Annotated in this window: 15 protein-coding genes and 1 tRNA gene; 8 read left to right on the forward strand and 8 right to left on the reverse strand. The window is 59.8% G+C overall.

Going from position 1 to position 16,903, the window contains the following annotated elements; translation table 11 throughout:
- Nucleotide 1: 1 nt before the first annotated feature.
- The 8 genes from ACYUCQ_RS00830 to ACYUCQ_RS00865 all read right to left on the reverse strand — a co-directional run bounded on the left by ACYUCQ_RS00830 (nt 2) and on the right by ACYUCQ_RS00865 (nt 7,589).
- Entirely contained in the window at nt 2–1,954 is a 1,953-nt protein-coding gene (locus ACYUCQ_RS00830) for a peptidoglycan D,D-transpeptidase FtsI family protein (RefSeq protein WP_460252599.1), read from the reverse strand.
- Entirely contained in the window at nt 1,951–2,673 is a 723-nt protein-coding gene (ftsL, locus tag ACYUCQ_RS00835; RefSeq protein WP_460252600.1) for a cell division protein FtsL, read from the reverse strand. The genes ACYUCQ_RS00830 and ftsL overlap by 4 nt, the downstream gene beginning before the upstream one ends.
- Nucleotides 2,670–3,605 (reverse strand): 16S rRNA (cytosine(1402)-N(4))-methyltransferase RsmH, encoded by a 936-nt coding sequence (gene rsmH / locus ACYUCQ_RS00840; RefSeq protein WP_460252601.1) that lies wholly within the window; start codon nt 3,603–3,605, stop codon nt 2,670–2,672. Before rsmH ends, ftsL begins: the two co-directional genes overlap by 4 nt.
- Entirely contained in the window at nt 3,602–4,075 is a 474-nt protein-coding gene (mraZ, locus tag ACYUCQ_RS00845; protein ID WP_460252602.1) for a division/cell wall cluster transcriptional repressor MraZ, read from the reverse strand. Before mraZ ends, rsmH begins: the two co-directional genes overlap by 4 nt.
- A gap of 292 nt (nt 4,076–4,367) precedes the next feature.
- A complete protein-coding gene (locus ACYUCQ_RS00850; RefSeq protein ID WP_460252603.1) occupies nt 4,368–6,149 on the reverse strand; it encodes a S49 family peptidase in 1,782 nt (593 codons plus the stop codon).
- Between the two features lie 73 nt (nt 6,150–6,222).
- Nucleotides 6,223–6,837 (reverse strand): lipocalin family protein, encoded by a 615-nt coding sequence (locus ACYUCQ_RS00855; protein WP_460252604.1) that lies wholly within the window; start codon nt 6,835–6,837, stop codon nt 6,223–6,225.
- 207 nt (nt 6,838–7,044) lie between these two features.
- Nucleotides 7,045–7,121, reverse strand: a tRNA-Pro gene (locus ACYUCQ_RS00860).
- Nucleotides 7,122–7,406: 285 nt separating this feature from the next.
- A complete protein-coding gene (locus ACYUCQ_RS00865) occupies nt 7,407–7,589 on the reverse strand; it encodes a hypothetical protein (RefSeq protein WP_460252605.1) in 183 nt (60 codons plus the stop codon).
- On the opposite strand from ACYUCQ_RS00865, the gene ACYUCQ_RS00870 reads away from it, so the two are divergent.
- The 8 genes from ACYUCQ_RS00870 to ACYUCQ_RS00905 all read left to right on the forward strand — a co-directional run bounded on the left by ACYUCQ_RS00870 (nt 7,588) and on the right by ACYUCQ_RS00905 (nt 16,876).
- Nucleotides 7,588–8,244, forward strand: coding sequence for an ABC transporter substrate-binding protein (locus ACYUCQ_RS00870; protein ID WP_460252606.1), 657 nt, complete (start codon nt 7,588–7,590; stop codon nt 8,242–8,244). The genes ACYUCQ_RS00865 and ACYUCQ_RS00870 overlap by 2 nt on opposite strands.
- A gap of 15 nt (nt 8,245–8,259) precedes the next feature.
- Entirely contained in the window at nt 8,260–9,012 is a 753-nt protein-coding gene (locus ACYUCQ_RS00875) for an amino acid ABC transporter permease (RefSeq protein WP_460252607.1), read from the forward strand.
- Nucleotides 9,012–9,776, forward strand: coding sequence for an amino acid ABC transporter ATP-binding protein (locus ACYUCQ_RS00880; RefSeq protein ID WP_460252608.1), 765 nt, complete (start codon nt 9,012–9,014; stop codon nt 9,774–9,776). The genes ACYUCQ_RS00875 and ACYUCQ_RS00880 overlap by 1 nt, the downstream gene beginning before the upstream one ends.
- A gap of 247 nt (nt 9,777–10,023) precedes the next feature.
- Nucleotides 10,024–12,717, forward strand: coding sequence for a penicillin-binding protein 1A (locus ACYUCQ_RS00885; protein ID WP_460252609.1), 2,694 nt, complete (start codon nt 10,024–10,026; stop codon nt 12,715–12,717).
- Between the two features lie 138 nt (nt 12,718–12,855).
- A protein-coding gene (gene prfB / locus ACYUCQ_RS00890) for a peptide chain release factor 2 (protein WP_460252610.1) occupies nt 12,856–13,987 on the forward strand; the annotation gives its coding sequence in 2 pieces (ribosomal slippage) (nt 12,856–12,924 and nt 12,926–13,987; 1,131 coding nt in all).
- Between the two features lie 137 nt (nt 13,988–14,124).
- Nucleotides 14,125–14,802 (forward strand): phosphatidylserine decarboxylase, encoded by a 678-nt coding sequence (locus tag ACYUCQ_RS00895; RefSeq protein ID WP_460252611.1) that lies wholly within the window; start codon nt 14,125–14,127, stop codon nt 14,800–14,802.
- Complete coding sequence (locus ACYUCQ_RS00900) at nt 14,799–15,677, forward strand: CDP-alcohol phosphatidyltransferase family protein (protein ID WP_460252612.1); 879 nt, start codon at nt 14,799–14,801, stop codon at nt 15,675–15,677. The genes ACYUCQ_RS00895 and ACYUCQ_RS00900 overlap by 4 nt, the downstream gene beginning before the upstream one ends.
- Nucleotides 15,674–16,876: a pyridoxal phosphate-dependent aminotransferase gene (locus ACYUCQ_RS00905; protein WP_460252613.1), complete on the forward strand. Its 1,203-nt coding sequence runs from the start codon at nt 15,674–15,676 to the stop codon at nt 16,874–16,876. Before ACYUCQ_RS00900 ends, ACYUCQ_RS00905 begins: the two co-directional genes overlap by 4 nt.
- The last annotated feature ends 27 nt before the right edge of the window (nt 16,877–16,903 follow it).

Consider the following 16,903-nt stretch of genomic DNA (forward strand, 5'->3'; position numbering starts at 1 on the left):
TTCATCCCCCCGCACGTGTCGCGACCTTGGCTTTGGGTGGCTTCTCCCCGGCCAACGCATAAGCATATTGGCTCGCACCTGCCGGGAAAGGATGCCCAGGCCCCAACGCCCAAGATCCATGCGGGGGTGATGGGTCGAGCGGGATTGATAATTTTGCTTGTGCTTCCGTTAGTGCCTCGCCACTCAGTGGCATGATCCCGAGCATGGGTCCGATGCGGGCAATGATCCTCGCAACCGCAGGGGCGGCGACATAACCACCCGTGGTGAACCCGTGGCAAAATGGCATCATCTTGGGCGTTGCGTGCGGCTGCAGCACCAGCACATACACAACATAGCGTGGGTGATTCATCGGAAATGCGGCCATGAACGAGGCATTATTCAAATGCTGACGATAACGACCGTTGGCACCAACGACTTGCGCAGTGCCGGTTTTGCCGCCCACCAGATATCCCGGAACACGGGCATAGACGCCCGTGCCATCCGGGGCCACCACCACATTGCGCATCATTTGACGCATTGTTAGTGAAGTTGAGCGTTGCATGACGCGCACACCAACCGGTGCGGGCACACCGGGCTGTGCGGCGAGCAATGTCGGCGGATAATATGTGCCACCATTGACGACAGGCACGACCGCAGAAATTAGCTGCAGCGGTGACATAGCAATGCCATTACCGAAACTCACCGTCATGGTCGTCAGCAATTTCCAATCGGCTTTGCGATGATAAATGGCTGGCTGAGCTTCAGGAAGCTGCACGGGCGGCTTTTTGAAGAAACCCAATTTGCGCAGCCACGCGCGTTGGATTTTGGGGCCGAGGATCGTGGCGATCCGCGAGGCACCGATGTTCGATGAAACGGCCAAAATATGCGGCACCGCCAGCCATGTATGCACCGGCTCAAAATCGGTCACGGTAAAGCCAGCAACATGCAGCGGGTGCGTGGTATCGAATCGATCCCAGGGATGGATCATGCCAGAATCGAGCGCCATCGAGAGCGTCATCAGCTTAAAAACGCTGCCTGGCTCATAATCGCCGGACACACACCGGTTGAACCGGGCATCGGCCGGCGCGGTGCCGAGCTGGTTGGCATTGAAATCCGGCACGCTGGCCATGGCCAAAATGCGACCTGATCGCGCGGAGATCACAATGCCGCAGGCCCCCTTGGCATTGTAGTCGCGCATCGCCCGCAAAATTTCTTTGCGCACAATGCCCTCAGCGCCGATATCAATCGAAAGTTGCAAGGGTGTCGCTTGGCTTTGCGCGAGCCGCTGATCGAAATAGGCTTCCACCCCGGCAATGCCGCGCTGATCCGGCGTCACGCCACCCAGAATATGGGCCGCTAAGTCACCCTCAGGATAATGCCGGTGCGGCGTGTTTTGAAAATTCACGCCGGGGATGCCAAGGCGGTTGATTGCGAGCTCTTGGGCCGCGGTGATGGTGCGATCAATATAGACAAATTGCTTGGTGTGATCGCTCAGTTTTTTCGCGAGCCTAGCTTGATCGAGCGCTGGAATGATCTGGATAATCGCGCGCGCAACGCGCTCCGGATGGGTGATTTGCTGCGGGTTGGCATAAACCGCAGCGCCGGGCAGCGAAACAGCGAGAATAACGCCATTTCGATCAGTGATTTCAGCACGTGTGGGGACGGGCGGTGTGACCGGCGCTGGTGGCGGCTGCAGCGCGGCGATGGCTGCTTTGTCGGGTTTGAGCGGCGCAATAACAGTGGCCAACACCAATTTACCAGCTAACAAGGCGAATAGTAGCGAAAAAGCCAAGCCGCCCCATTGAACCCGGTTGCGCAGCACAACCATGGCCGCGCGACCGGCGAGATCGGGCGCGGTCACCCGCACATGTTCCATGCGCAAAGTGGCGTCCTGTGCCGATGCCCCTTTGCGACGTGCGGCATGGCGCCCGCCGAGCCGTGTCGGCAGACCGTCCGGCGCGGGAATATCACTCATGGCGCAGCGCCGCCCGATGCTGACGAGAGTGGCTGCGGCGGCGGCAAACTCGCGCCAAAACCACCAAATACCGAGCCTGAATCGCGCGGATGTGTCGATTCGGCAGTAATGCTCATCACCCGCGCGCCCATCGGGTGGACGGCGCGATTGAGGCGCGGCGCTGATGTTTCAGCCGGGAGTCGTTGCACCGGGATCGGGCGCCTTTGCGCTGCATGAACGATCGGACGGTGCAGCTTTGGCGAGGGCGGCGGCACGGTATGTACAATCTGCTGCACGTGCGGTTTCGGGCGTGCGGGTGGCGGCGGCGCGATTGCGGCAGCCAGATCGGTCTTGGCCTGCGCGACAATCGGTGATGTCGCCGGTGGCGTGGGTTGGGCATTATCGGCGAGCAAGGCTGGAGCGGGGGCCGCGCTGCCGGGCGGCGTGCTGCCAGCCGGTGGTAGTGCGGCGGCAAGCTGTTGCCATGAAACCAGCTGGTGCGGTGCCATCGGCTTAAGGTTCGGCAGGAATTGTTGCGAAAGCTTCGCCAAGCGGTTCGGGTCGTTTTCCTGCGCCCAGGTTGCGCGCAGCACCACGAGTTTTTGTTGCGTCAGTTGAATTTTTTGGTTTACCGCGGCGATTTTGCGCTCAAGTGCTTCGGTATCGTGCTTGACCGCAAACATCCATGCTCCAGCGGCGATCGCCATCACACTCAGCACAATGTTGACCGAACGGATCATGCCGCCACCCGCTCGATCGCGCGTAACCGGGCCGAACGGGCGCGCGGATTGGCGCGGGTTTCCGCCTCGCTCGGTGTCAGCACCCCTTTGGTTAGCAAGCGAAACTGGGCCTTGGCGCGGCCATGATCGCTAACGGGTTGATGCCGTGAGGGCTGAGCGGTGCGTCCCGCCGCATGGGCCATGAATTGCTTGGCAATGCGGTCTTCAAGCGAATGGAACGACACCACCACCAACCGGCCACCAGGCACTAACAATTGGGCGGCGGCGGCAATGCCTTTTTCGATCTCGGCAAGTTCTTGATTAACCTCGATGCGCAGGGCCTGAAAGCTGCGTGTTGCCGGATCAATACCCGATTTGTCCGGTCGCACCACGGAGCGAATGACCCGCGCGAGATCGAACGTGGTGTCAAATTTTTGCACCGCGCGGCGGGCGATAATGGCGGCGGCAATCCGGCGCGACGCGCGCTCTTCGCCGAACTGATAGAGAATATTGGCCAAATCCTCGGCGCTGGCGTGATTGACGATGTCGGCAGCGGTCTGCCCCTCGCTGCCCATGCGCATATCGAGCGGACCATCGGCACGGAACGAAAACCCGCGCGCCGGATCATCGATCTGATAGGATGACACGCCAAAATCAAACACGGCCCCATCAAGGGCGCTGACCCCCGCTTGCTCAAGAAGTGTCAACGCATCGCCAAAGCGGCCTTCGATCAAATGCAACCGATCGGGAAAACGCTGCGCCAGCGCAGCACCCCGCGCAATCGCTGCCGGATCACGATCAATCGCCCAGACTGTGCAGGGTGCCGCCTGCAAAATCGATTCCGTATACCCACCGCCGCCAAATGTGCCATCAAGATAGTGGCCACCGGCGCGGGGTGCGAGCAGCTTCACCGCCTCGTCGCGCATCACCGGAACATGGCTGAACCCGTTCATGTGCTGGGTCCGGCCGGGAGTGTCAGACCACGGGCGCGGGCACGCTCGCGCGCTTCAGCACGGCGGCGCTCGGCGGCGGCGGGCTCCCAGATTTGGAAAATCCGGCCCATGCCCATGAACACCACGCTGTCGCTCAAGCCGGCATGCGCAACCAATGATTCGGGTAGCAAAACCCGGCCTTCTTTATCCGCCTCCAGCGGGAACGCATCGGCATAAAGCGAGGCGGCCAGATCATCATGCGCCTCGCTAAAAAGATCGATTTCCTGCATTTGCCGCTCAAGGGCGGCAAAAACCGGCGCCGGCCAGGCTTCAATACAGGGATGCTTATGCGAGGGGCGCAGGATCAGGCTGCTACGGCCCGCATCATCGGCTGGCGCGGTCGCGCGCAAGGCGGCGCGGAAGGACGCAGGCACAGAGACCCGCCCTTTGGCGTCGAGTCGGTTCTGATGGGTGCCGAGGAACTGGCTCATCCCGCTCTGTTGTAACCTTTCGTCTCGCCTGTTTTGCCCCGCTCTTGGCGTGTGGTGTGCGGCCCAAATTCAGTCGAACTGGGTCTTCATGGGATAACATGGGCAAATATGGGCGTCAAAGGGATTACGCCTGTTCGATTGCTATTTTTCCTTGGATTCCCATTAAAAATTGCCGGATTTGTGTCAACGGCGCGATGTTATTGTTTTGTTCTCTATTGCGGACGTGCAAAGCCGACGCCCCATCAGGCGTCGGATCGCTCTCAGACCCAGTCGATCGATCCGGTGCGGCGAATCAGTGGATCGTCATTGGCGGCATTTCCAGCCGATGTAATTGCGAGAGCGTGGTAATCATCTGAGCCTCGCGGCGTAGCCCCGGCGGCAGGCTGGCCAAGCCCAGCGGATTGAGCTTGCCGATATCCTGATGCAGCAGATGCTTGAGCAACGCCTTGAAATTTGGCTTGCCATTATTGATCGCGAGCGGCGCGTTCGCTGGCAAATGCAAAGCGGTCCGCACCGCTGCAAGTGCAGTGTGATAGCCGCCAATCTTGTCAACGAGCCCGCGTTTCAGCGCCTGGGTGCCGGTCCAAACCCGCCCTTGACCGATATTGTTGATCACGGCTGGCGACATATGCCGGCCTGCCGCGACCCAGGTGACAAAATTTTGGTAATCCTGATTGAGCATCGTCTGCAAATTGGCTAGCTCGGCCTGATTCCAGCGCGTGGTTTGGCTATCGAAATCAGCGTTGGCGCCGCGCGATGCGCCGGCGATGGTCACGCCGATTTTGCTCAAGAGCTTGCCGAAGCTCAGCTTGCCGCCGAGCACGCCAATTGAGCCGGTCAGCGTCGCCGGATCGGCCACCAGCACCGCGCCATGGCTGGACACCCAATACCCGCCAGAGGCATCGAGCCCGCCCATCGAAATAATCAGCGGCTTATGCGCGCGCGCCGCCGCCGCTACTTGCGCACCAATTACCGCAGAGCCGGTCACCGTCCCGCCCGGCGTGTCGAGCCGGAGCAGAATCGCCTTGATGTCCTTGTCATGGATCGCATGATGCAATTCAGCGGCGAGTTGCCGTGGCGCAATGGCGCTTTCGGTATCACCAGCCGAAGGGGCTTGGATATCGCCATGGGCAATGATCAGCGCAATATGCGTTGCATGGTCAGGCGGCTTCGGCGCATCGGCCACATAGCGTGAAAAACTCACTGTCCGCCCGGCGAATACTGAAACCTCGGCATCAAGCGGCAACACCGCATCGATCAAACCATCTTGCTTCGCCTGTTCGGCACTGAACGGCGCCTGATCGATCATGGCGCGCACCGCCGCCGGGGTCTTGTTCAAGCGCACCGCAATCGGCGCGATGGCTGACCGATAGAGCGAACCGGCGAGGCTATTGAGCATGTGCACATTGGCCTTGGAGGGGGCGGAGCGGGTGTATAGCTGCGGATAGGTTTTATACTGGCCGACATGCTCGAACTGCGCATCCACGCCGATGGTCTGCAACGCCGTGGCCGCGAACGGGGTTTGCAGCGACAGGCCAGTGACGCCGAAATCCCCGGCTTCGGACAGCTCGATCCGGCTCGCCGCCGTCGCCACGATATAAGCACCAAGCCCGGTCGCGCCATCAAAGGACATCGCACGGGCAATCACTGGCTTGCCGGATTCCGCACGAAACCGCGCAATCGCATTATGCAGTTCTTCGGCGGTGGTGAGGCTGCAACAGCCGCTGCCCAGCGTAATATCCAGCCCGGTGACCCGATCATCATGCGCCGCACGGTCAATCGCCAGAACCGATTGCAGCAAGCTCGGTTGCGGGGCTTGACCGAAATGGAGCCAGAATGGCGTGCTCGCGGCGTCAACCGGATTATTCTCCAAATTGATCGCCAGATTGAACTTGCCGGTCAGCGTCTGTTTGACATTGATTTTATGGGCGTTGAAATTGAGCGCGGCGGTGATGATCCCGACCAGGATCAAGGTGGTGATCGCGCCCAGCACGAACACAATGCCAACCACACCATTAAACATCCAAGTAAGCAGCCGATTAAAAAAAGAGCGGCGTTGCGGACCAGCGTTCATGCTCAAATCTCTCCGTTAGAGGATCGCTCCCTATCACGTTGCGCGATCATAGCAAGACACATGCGTGTGTGCTCTAAATTTTTTCAAAGCCCGGTTGCCCGATCTGATCGGGGAATTGCGCAACGCGGCGGAATTGCCGCGCATCGAAGCCATGATGATAAAATGTCTCGAGTTTGGCCTGGTAGGTCGCCTCATCCATCCGATTGCTGCGCGCGAAAACCCAGCCGAGCGAGCGATTAGGCAAGCCGGACAGGGCAATTGTGTAATCGTCATTGACATCGAATATTACATAAGGCACGCCAATTGTGCCGCCGAGCGCGGTCACGCGCCAGACCGCGTTGCCGGTACCCGGTTCGACATAATCAATCGAGGCAAAACGGAATAATTTGGCCGAGAAACGATCTTTATGGCCGTGATACGCATCGATGATCCCGCCGGCTGGGCGCGGCGTGTAGGTGGCATAGGCCCCGACATAGCCCGCTTCAGCAAAATACGGGATGTGCGCGATAATATACCATTTGCCGTAATATCGTTCGAGATCGATTGGCGCGCGCGGTCGCAATGGCGGTTGCGGATATGAGCTGGTCGCGAATGTGCAGGCGCTCAGCAAGGCGGGTGCCGCCAGCATAGCGGTGCCAGCGCTCAGCACGCGGCGACGGGAAACGGGCGATTGGCTGCGCATAGACATCATTGCTCCTGAAAAACGCGCGATCGAACCATAGGTCGGGATGGCGCGCAAAAACGGCAAGGGTTGATGGCGGGAATACCCGCGTGCAGGCCCGATGGATGTGCCCGATGGATGCGAAGCAAACGGATCAGCCGCCCGGCTTGTCACCCCGCATGGTCGCTCATGAAGGTTATGTCAGCGCCATCATCGGGAAAAGCGGCGTTGATCTGGTCGGAGTGAGAGGATTCGAACCTCCGGCCCCTGCGTCCCGAACACAGTGCTCTACCAGGCTGAGCTACACTCCGCTGGACGGGGCTATAGCCAAGGGGGGCGGGTTGCGCAAGCGGGCAGGGATTTCGCGCGTCGTCCCGCCCGCACCGTCCGGCTCCGTATTGATCGGCCATCGCAGGTCGTAGTAGCCCATGGCCCGGAATAGCCTATTTTATAATCAAATATACGTAATATAATTTCATCATGAATAAATTATAACCATTTTGTGATTTATTTATAATCGTGTATCAAAAAAACTCGTTGGGTTGGTGCGTTTTGAGCGTCGCTGCGTCGCGCCCAGATCGGTCAGCTGCCTTTCATCAAGTGCTTTGCAGGAGGTCCATCATGAAACCAATACGCTGCTCGATCCTGGCCTTGGCCACGCTCGCTAGCTCCGTCACGCTCGGCGTCGCGCAGGCGGCGATCACCTTGCCGCCCTCGATCGCGAAATCGAAAACGTTGCGCATCTGCAGTGCCATCAACCTGCCGCCGATGGAGTTCATGAGCCCGCAAACCCAGCCCGAAGGCGTCGATATTGATCTTGCCAACGCGATTTCGAAAAAGCTCGGCATCAAAACCAAATTCATCAATATGCCGTTCGCCGGGCTGATCCCCGCCCTGCTCGCCGATCATTGCGACGTGATCATGTCGCAGCTCTTTATCAAAAAATCGCGCCTAAAGGTTATCGATGAAATCCCATACATGTACTCGCATGAATCGGTGCTCATCAAACCAGGCTCACCCAAAGTGCCTGACCTCGAAGCCCTGTCCGGCAAAAAAGTCGCGACCGTAACCGGCACCACCGCAACCGTACTGCTTGATGCCGCCAATAAAAAACTCAAAGCTGCGCACAAAACGCCGATTGAACTGGTCTTGTTCCCCGAAAACACCCAAGCCCTCCAGCAGCTCCAGCTCGGGCAGGTCGCGGCCTATGGCGTCGCCTATGAAACGGCGCGCTATTATATCAAACATGTGCCAAGCCAATTCGCGATGGGAGGCCCGCCTTATTTCAAAATTGCCACCGGCATCGGCCTGCGCAAGGACGAAACGACGTTGAACCACGCGATCACCACGGCGCTGGATACAATGAAAAAAGATGGCCAATATCAGGCGATCTTCAAAAAATGGGATTTACAGCTCGACATGCTGAAATCCTGAACCCGCGCTATCCGCATGCATTTCGACTGGCCCTATTTCTGGCATCAGCTCTTGCAGCCAAACAGCGCATTCCTGCAAGGGCTGTGGCTTACCCTGCTGATTAGCATCGGCGGTCAGGTGATCGGCTTATTGATCGGCCTACCCGCCGCTTTGGCGCGCCGGTCAACCAACAAGCTGCTCACATGGCCAGCGCGCACCTATATTTTACTCATGCGGGGCACGCCGCTCCTCGTGCAAATCGTGTTCATCTATACCGGTCTGGCGGCGGCGGGCATTCTGCGCTTTCACGATATCCATTTGGGCGGCATGGTGTTGGCGGGCAATGTCCAGGCGGGCATTTTGGCGCTCGGCCTCAACGAAGGCGCTTATATGGCGGAGATTTTCCGCGCCGGGATCGATGCTGTTGACCCCGGCCAGACCGAGGCGGCCAAGTCACTCGGCATGACGCCGACCAAAATTCTGCGCTACGTGGTGCTGCCCCAAGCCTTTCGGATCATTCTGCTGCCCATCGGCAATCAGTTCAACATCATGCTGAAAAATAGCACCTTGGTCAGCGTCATTGGCGTGTCCGAAATGCTGTTGGTAACCGAAACGATCAATTCGGCCACGTTCCGCACTTTCGAGCTTTATTCGGTCCTGGCGATCTATTTCCTGATCCTAACCTCGATCTGGGGCTTGATCATGCGCTTGGTCGAACAGCGCATGGATCGCAGCCGCCTGCGTCCACCAGCACCGCGCCTTGGATCAGCATTGGCGGAGACTGTGTGATGAGTGAGATTTTGGTTCAGGCCGAAGGGGTGGTGAAGCGGTTTGGCCCGCATACCGTGCTCGATGGTGTCAGTTTCAATATCTATCGCGGCGAGACGGTGGTGCTGATCGGCTCGTCAGGGTCCGGCAAAACCACCTTGCTGCGCTGCGTTAATCATCTGGAAAAAATTGAAACCGGGCGCATCACTGTCAATGGCTATCTGATCGGCTATCGTCAGCATGGCGGCCGGTTGGTGGAAGACCGCGAAGCCAATATCGCCCGGCAACGGCGTGATGTCGGCATGGTATTCCAGCGCTTTAACCTGTTCGCCAATATGAGTGTGCTCGATAATATCATTCTCGCGCCAATGAAAGTGCGGGGCGAAAGCCGCCAAACCGCGACCGCTCGTGCCGAAGCCTTGCTCGCACGCGTGGGTCTGGCTGAAAAAGCCAACGCCCATCCATCCTCGCTCTCCGGTGGGCAACAACAGCGCGTCGCCATCGCCCGGGCTTTGGCGATGCAGCCGACTGTGATGCTGTTTGATGAACCCACCAGCGCGCTGGACCCCGAAATGGTCGGTGAAGTGCTCGCGGTGATGCGTGATCTGGCGCAAGAGGGCATGACCATGATGATCGTGACCCATGAGATGAATTTCGCCCGCAACGTCGCCGATCGGATCATCGTGATGGATCAGGGCCGAATCGTCGAAGATGGCCCGCCGGCTCAATTGTTTGATCGACCGGCCCACGCCAAAACCCGCGCCTTGCTCGCCCCTGCCCGATAATAGCGTTGCGCGCGCGCAACGCGCCGCCAGCCAGCGTTGTCGGCATGCAACAGAGGCGGTTAGATCGATGAAATTGCTAAGATTTAACAGGCTTGGCCCTAATGGGTCGAGCGGTCACCGGCGCGCATGCGTTTTGTAACATCATGAAATATATAGAAATTACCCTATTTAGGGCGAAGCCGCCGCCGCCGCCGCGCAACAATCCGGGGTTCTCGCCGTTTCCGACGTTGGGTGGTAATACGCGCGCATGAGTGGACCGTTGAAGGCAGGAAATCGATTAGCGCAAGACCGGCGCGCGCGTCGTGGTGGCGGGCGCGCCACTGCGGGTGCCGGATCGTCATCGGCTGCGGGAGCGGCCTCGGGCGGGCGCGGGGCTGATCAGGGGCGCGGTTCGCGCAAAAAGCCGGCGCGCCGTGGATTTTGGCGCTTTACTGGCGGCTTCCTGGCGCGCAGCCTCTATCGGCTCGCGGTCTTGGGCATTCTGGTCGGGCTGATCGGCGGCGGCGGTCTGTTTCTCTATTTCAGCACCGGCCTGCCCAGCGTGAAGGCGCTGCGGCATTATCAGCCGCCGTTGGAAACCCGCATTTATGCCAGTGATTTCAAGCTGATCGGCGCGCTGGGCACCCAAAATCGCATCTATGTGCCCTATCATCAAATTCCCCCGGTGGTGCAAGCCGCGTTCATTTCGGCGGAAGACCGGAGCTTCTGGTCTGAACCCGGCATTGATCCACTCGCGATTGTGCGCGCCGGCTTCGTTGACATGACCCGGCTTGGCACGGGCGAGCGGCCACTCGGCGCCTCGACGATCACGATGCAGGTCGTCAAAAACATGTTGCTGGATAACCGGATCGATTTCACGCGCAAAATCAAGGAAGCGATTTTGGCGGTGCGCGTCGATCGGGCGATGACCAAGCAGCAAATCCTGACCATCTATTTGAACGAGATTTATCTCGGGCAAAATTCATGGGGCGTGGCGGCGGCGGCGCAGGCTTATTTCGACAAGCCTTTATCCCGCCTGACCATCGCTGAGGCCGCTTCGCTCGGCGGCTTGCCGAAAGCGCCCACCAATTACAATCCGTTCTTGCACCCCAAGCGCGCCCTGCGGCGGCGCAATTGGGTGATTAATCGGATGCGAATCGATGGCGCAATCACTGCCGCACAGGCGCAGCAGGCCGAAGCCGAACCGCTCTTGCCCGAAGCAGCACAGAAAACCCGGCCCGTGCTCGGTGCTGGCTATTTCAGCGATGCCGTGCAGGCCCAACTGATCAAAATGTTCGGTCGCCAACGCACCATGGAGGGCGGGCTGATTGTGCGCACCTCAATGGTGCCCCGGTTGCAAACAGCCGCCATGACGGCAATGCGCGATCGGCTGGAGCGCTATGATCATCAATTTGGTGCGTTTCACGGGCCGATCGGTCAGATCCCAGCCGCCAAACTTGCCAATTGGCCAAAAGCACTGGCCGCGCAAGCTACGCCGCCGGGCATGCGCCGGTCCTGGCGGTTCGGGGTTGTCTTGCACGCGACACCAGCCGCCGCGAAAATCGGCTGGCTATCCGCCCACGGCGCCGCTACGCATACCGGCCTGTTGACCCAGTCCGGCGTGCCCTGGAACCGGATGCAGGCGGGCAAGTCGATCGTGCCGCTGCCGCGGGCAATTAACGGATTTTTGCGTCCGGGGGATTTGGTTATGATCGCGCCAGGGGCGGTCAAGCCGAAAAATGCGGCAGCCCCCGAATTGGCGCTCGAGCAAATTCCGCACGTGGAAGGCTCCATGCTGAGTATGGACCCGCGCACCGGGCGGGTATTGGCCATGGTCGGCGGCTGGAGCCACGCCATGAGCCCCTATAACCGGGCGCTACAAGCGCATCGCCAGCCCGGATCGGGTGTGAAGCCTTTTGATTACCTGACCGCCATGCAAGTGGGCTTGCAACCGGATGCAACGATTCTGGACGCTCCGTTCGTGCAACAGCTTTCCGATGGGCAGGTTTATCGTCCCGGCGATTATGAAATGACCTTCCTGGGGCCGGTGCCGGTCTTCTACGCGCTCGAGCAATCGTTGAATCTCGCGACGTTGCATATGGCGCGCCGGATCGGCCTCGCCAATATCGCCTCGAATTTCGAGAAATTTGGCATCGTCCACCATATGCCGTTGATCTATCCAGCCGTGATCGGCGCGCTCGACACTACGTTATGGCGTATGGTGCGCGGCGATGCGGCCTTGGCCGAATATGGGCGGCAAGTCACGCCCAGCCTAATCGATAGCGTCACCGCGCCCGATGGCCATATTCTCTATCAAGCGCCGGATCAGGTATGCGGCAATTGCACCGAAGGCTCGCCGTCACAGCCGCCGATGTTGCAGCGGCCCGGCGCGCGCTTGGCCGGGCCTGATAGCGTCTATCAAGTGATCATGATGATGCGGAACGTGACCGAGCACGGCACCGGCGTACCCGCCATGGTGGGGATCAACCGGCCGGTCGCGGGCAAGACCGGAACGACCAATAATTTCAACGATGCCTGGTTTATCGGTTTCGTGCCGCAAATGGTCACCGGCTGCTGGATTGGGTATGATACGCCGCGCGACCTCGGTAATAACCAAACCGGCGGCAATGTCTGCGGCCCGGCTTGGAACCAATATATGCGCGTTGCCCTGCACGGGCAGCCGGTGGTGAATTTCCGCACCCCGCCGGGAATGACGCTCGCGCAAGTCAGCTATGGCAGCCAGACGGTCACGGAGGCGTTCAAGCCGGGGCAAACCCCTGGCGCCCAATCGAATTTGGGGCTGGTTGCCGATAATCCGGTCAATGGCAGCGCCATTCCTACGGCCGCCACCGCGAGCAGCAGCGAATTCAACCCCTCGCCGGGTGCCTCGCCGACCACCGGCCCCGCAGCCAATGGCAATGCCCCGCCGCCGGTCGACAAATCGTTGGGCGGCTTATATTAGATCAATATTGGCTTAGGTCGTATCAACTGAGTTGAGCTAAGCCGATGAAATTGATCGACAAACAAAGGCTGGGGCGTGATTGATGATAAGCAATCGCGCTCTAGGAGCAATAAAGTCCCCATTCGAAAGTGATTGATCATGTCTGCCGAAACCGCCGCCATCGCCCAGCAAATCACCGAATCCGTTGCGTTGCTGCGGAGGCATCTTTGACTGGGATCGTGCCAATGAACGCCTTGCGGAGCTGAATGCCCGCGCCGAAGACCCGCAGCTTTGGACCAATGCCAGCGCAGCACAGAGCTTGCTGCGCGAACGCAACCGCCTTGCCAGTCAGATCGATGCGGTCAAAGCGATTGAGCGCGACACCGATGACGCTTTGATGCTGGTTGAACTCGCCGAAGCTGAGGGCGATCAGGCGGTTCTTGCCGAAGCCGAAGCCGCACTGCGGCGCATTGGCGATGAGGTCAAACGCCGCGAAATCGAAAGCCTGCTCTCCGGCGAGGCCGATGGGAATGATGCCTATATGGAAATCAACGCCGGCGCGGGCGGCACCGAAGCGCAGGATTGGGCGGAAATGTTGATGCGCATGTATACGCGCTGGGCCGAACAGCACGGCTATAAGGTGCAAATTCTCGACCAGTCGGACGGCGAACAGGCGGGCATCAAGTCAGTGACGCTGCAATTTTCCGGGTCCAATGCCTATGGCTGGCTCAAGACCGAGGCCGGCGTGCATCGCCTGGTGCGGATCTCACCTTTCGATGCGAATGCGCGCAGGCAAACCAGCTTCGCGAGCGTGTGGGTGTATCCAGTCGTTGATGACACAATCGATATCGAAATCGACCCGTCGGATCTGAAGGTCGATACCTATCGCGCCTCCGGTGCCGGGGGTCAGCACGTGAACAAGACCGAAAGCGCGATTCGCATCACCCATGTGCCATCCGGCATCATCGTGGCCTGCCAGAATGATCGCAGCCAGCATCGCAACCGTGCAACCGCCATGGAAATGCTAAAGGCCCGGCTCTATGAAGCCGAACTGCAACGGCGCGAGGCGGCCAGTGCGGCAACCGAAAGCACCAAGCGCGATATTGGCTGGGGTCATCAAATTCGGTCTTACGTGTTAGCGCCATATCAATTGGTCAAAGATTTGCGGACTAATTATGAACGTGGCAATCCGGATGCAGTGTTAGACGGCGATTTGGATGATTTCATGGCCGCCTCGCTCGCCGCCCGCGTCGGCGCAACGCGAAGCGAAGCCTCGGCCCAGGCGGATTAGAGCGTGATTGCTTATCATCAATCAGGCTCTAACCTTTGTTTGTCGATCAATTTCATTGGTTTAGGTCGAATCTGTCGATTCCACCTAAACCAATATTGATCTAATGCACCATCTCGGTGCGCTGAAAGGACAGATTGATGGATATCATTGAGAGTATCCGATCGGCATTCTCGCCTCCGCATCGCGCCGGCTACCCGTTCATCGTTGGTGGCGTGGTGGTGTGGGTTCTGGGCCTGTTTTTCGCGGGATGGTTGGCGTGGCTCGGTTTTGCATTTGCCTTGTTCTGCCTGTTTTTTTTCCGCGATCCACAGCGCGTCGCCCCGCCGCGCACCTCGGTTCTGCTCGCCCCCGCCGATGGCCGGGTCGTGCTCGTTGATCACGCCGTGCCGCCCGAAGCGCTCGGTTTGCCCGATATTGCGATGCCACGGGTGGCCATTTTTCTCTCGGTGCTTGATGTGCATGTCAATCGCGCCCCCGCCGCCGGCGTGATCACCAGAATCGCTTACCGGCACGGCAAATTTCTCAATGCGGCGCATGACAAAGCCGCCGATGAGAATGAGCGTAACGCGCTCGCGATGCGCCTTGATAATGGTGCGGTGATCGCCGTGGTACAAATCGCCGGGTTGATCGCCCGCCGCATTGTCTGCACAGCCCATGAGGGCGATCATCTGGGCGCAGGCGAGCGGTTTGGCATCATCCGCTTTGGCAGCCGCACCGATCTTTATCTGCCGCCCGGCTCCACCCCGCTGGTCGCGGTCGGCCAGCGCATGGTCGGCGGTGAGACGGTGATTGCCGAACTCGTCGCACCGGCATGAGCGGGCAAAACAACAAATTATTCGTCCTCAAGCGCCCGCGCCCGCCGCGTCGGCCCCGCTTGCGCGGTTTGAGCTTCAACCGCATGCTGCCCAATCTGCTCACATTGATCGGCCTGTGCGTTGGATTTTCGGCTATCAGGTTCGCGCTCGATCAACGTTTTGGTGCCGCCGTCATCGCCATCGCGGTCGCCGGCACCATCGATGGGCTCGATGGTCGCCTGGCACGGTTACTCAAGGCGACGTCGCGGTTCGGCGCCGAAATTGACAGCTTGTCAGATTTTTTATGCTTTGGCATTTCGCCCGCGCTGATTTTATATCTCTGGTCGCTGCATGTCTGGGGCGCGGTTGGATTTTTTCCCTCGCTGATTTTCGCGGCCTGCATGGCGCTGCGCCTTGCGCGCTTCAATGCCGCGCTCGACGCGGAAGCCCATCGCGATGATCCAACCCATCTGCCCGCTTCACGCTTTGCCGCCAATTTTTTCACCGGCGTGCCCGCCCCGGCCGGTGGCGCGTTAGCCTTGCTGCCCATTTATCTGGGGTTGGAAGCGCGCCAGCACGGGCTTGATGGTTTGGGTGATGTGGCGCGCGCGCCCTTGCTCTCAGCCATCGTGCTGATCGGTGCAGCGGGCCTGTCGGTCTCCACGCTGCCGGTCTGGAGCTTCAAAAATTTCAAAATCCCACCTGACTATGTTTTGTTTCTCCTCATCGGTGTGGTGCTCCTGGCCGCTTTGATGATGGCTGATCCGTGGGCCGGTTTGGCCTTGGTCGCTTTGGCGTATTTGGTCATGCTGCCGTTCAGTCGGCGCAGCTTCAAGCGGTTGCAGGCGGAAGCCGAAGCGCGGCTGCGCAACAATGACGTTAGAGGCGAGCCATGAATAATTTCGCCCAGCGCATCGCCCGCACCCGGCCCGCCGCCACCTTCGCCATGGCAGCGCGCGCCCGCGCTTTGCGCGAAGCCGGGCAGAGCGTGATTTCCTTGGCGATCGGGGAGCCTGATTTGCCCACCCCCGACCATGTGATCGACGCTGCCCATGCGGCGGCGCAATCCGGACAAACCAAATACCCGCCAGTCACCGGCACCCCGGCCCTGCGCGCCGCTGTTGCGCGCAAATTTGCCCGCGACCAAGCTCTTACCGTCGCGCCGGAGGATGTGCTGATCGGCAATGGCGGCAAGCAAATTATTTTCGATGCGGTCATGGCGCTGATCGAGGCGGGTGACGAGGTGATTATCCCCACGCCCTGCTGGGCCGGCTATTTGCAGGTGGTCGATTTTGCCGGTGGCACGCCAATCTTTGTACCATGCTCGGCATCGTCGGGCTTTCGGCTTGATGCAGACGCGCTCGCCGCTGCCATCACCCCGCGCAGCAAGCTGCTGCTGCTCAATTTCCCCAACAACCCCTCAGGGGCCATCGCAACCCTCGATATGCTGCAAGACATCGCAGCCATTTTGCGCAAGGCCCCGCATGTGCGGGTCATCGCCGATGATATTTATGAGCATCTAGTGTTCGAGGGCGCCTATCACGCGCTCGCCGCCATCGCCCCTGATTTGGCAGACCGTATTGTCACGCTCAGCGGTGTATCGAAATCCTATGCCATGACCGGTTGGCGGTTGGGCTTCGCCACCGGACCGCGCGATTGGCTACGCGCCATGGCGCTGGTGCAAGGCACTGCCACCGCCGGCGTCTCCACGATCAGCCAAGCCGCCGCAATCGCAGCACTCGATGGGCCGCAGGATTTACTCGCCGAACGGCGCGCGATTTATCGGCGGCGGCGCGATTTGGTGGTGGCCGGGCTCGCGGGTGCCACGGGTCTTGATTGTCCGGTGCCGCAGGGTGCCTTTTACGCCTTTCCGGCCATCACTGGCTGGCTCGGGCGGCGCTCGGCCGCCGGGCGCGTGTTGGTCAATGATGATGACGTCGCCGAAGCCCTGCTCGATGAAGCTTTGGTCGCCACCGTGCCGGGCTCGGCCTTTGGCATGACCGGCCATATTCGCCTCTCCACCGCAACAGCGGATGCGGTGTTAGAAGAGGCCTGCCAGCGCATCGTCGGATTCAGCGCGTCTCTCTCCGATTAGGCACTCGCCCAGCCTGCCCTTGCCCAG

Source organism: Acidiphilium sp. MT5, from assembly GCF_054767495.1.

What these genes read in the sequence shown, in the direction of transcription:
- ACYUCQ_RS00830 (WP_460252599.1), bottom strand. Translation starts at nt 1,954, where the DNA reads ATGAGTGATATTCCCGCGCCGGACGGTCTGCCGACACGGCTCGGCGGG.
- ftsL (WP_460252600.1), bottom strand. Translation starts at nt 2,673, where the DNA reads ATGATCCGTTCGGTCAACATTGTGCTGAGTGTGATGGCGATCGCCGCT.
- rsmH (WP_460252601.1), bottom strand. Translation starts at nt 3,605, where the DNA reads ATGAACGGGTTCAGCCATGTTCCGGTGATGCGCGACGAGGCGGTGAAG.
- mraZ (WP_460252602.1), bottom strand. Translation starts at nt 4,075, where the DNA reads ATGAGCCAGTTCCTCGGCACCCATCAGAACCGACTCGACGCCAAAGGG.
- ACYUCQ_RS00850 (WP_460252603.1), bottom strand. Translation starts at nt 6,149, where the DNA reads ATGAACGCTGGTCCGCAACGCCGCTCTTTTTTTAATCGGCTGCTTACT.
- ACYUCQ_RS00855 (WP_460252604.1), bottom strand. Translation starts at nt 6,837, where the DNA reads ATGTCTATGCGCAGCCAATCGCCCGTTTCCCGTCGCCGCGTGCTGAGC.
- ACYUCQ_RS00870 (WP_460252606.1), top strand. Translation starts at nt 7,588, where the DNA reads ATGAGCCCGCAAACCCAGCCCGAAGGCGTCGATATTGATCTTGCCAAC.
- ACYUCQ_RS00865 (WP_460252605.1), bottom strand. Translation starts at nt 7,589, where the DNA reads ATGAACTCCATCGGCGGCAGGTTGATGGCACTGCAGATGCGCAACGTT.
- ACYUCQ_RS00875 (WP_460252607.1), top strand. Translation starts at nt 8,260, where the DNA reads ATGCATTTCGACTGGCCCTATTTCTGGCATCAGCTCTTGCAGCCAAAC.
- ACYUCQ_RS00880 (WP_460252608.1), top strand. Translation starts at nt 9,012, where the DNA reads ATGAGTGAGATTTTGGTTCAGGCCGAAGGGGTGGTGAAGCGGTTTGGC.
- ACYUCQ_RS00885 (WP_460252609.1), top strand. Translation starts at nt 10,024, where the DNA reads ATGAGTGGACCGTTGAAGGCAGGAAATCGATTAGCGCAAGACCGGCGC.
- ACYUCQ_RS00895 (WP_460252611.1), top strand. Translation starts at nt 14,125, where the DNA reads ATGGATATCATTGAGAGTATCCGATCGGCATTCTCGCCTCCGCATCGC.
- ACYUCQ_RS00900 (WP_460252612.1), top strand. Translation starts at nt 14,799, where the DNA reads ATGAGCGGGCAAAACAACAAATTATTCGTCCTCAAGCGCCCGCGCCCG.
- ACYUCQ_RS00905 (WP_460252613.1), top strand. Translation starts at nt 15,674, where the DNA reads ATGAATAATTTCGCCCAGCGCATCGCCCGCACCCGGCCCGCCGCCACC.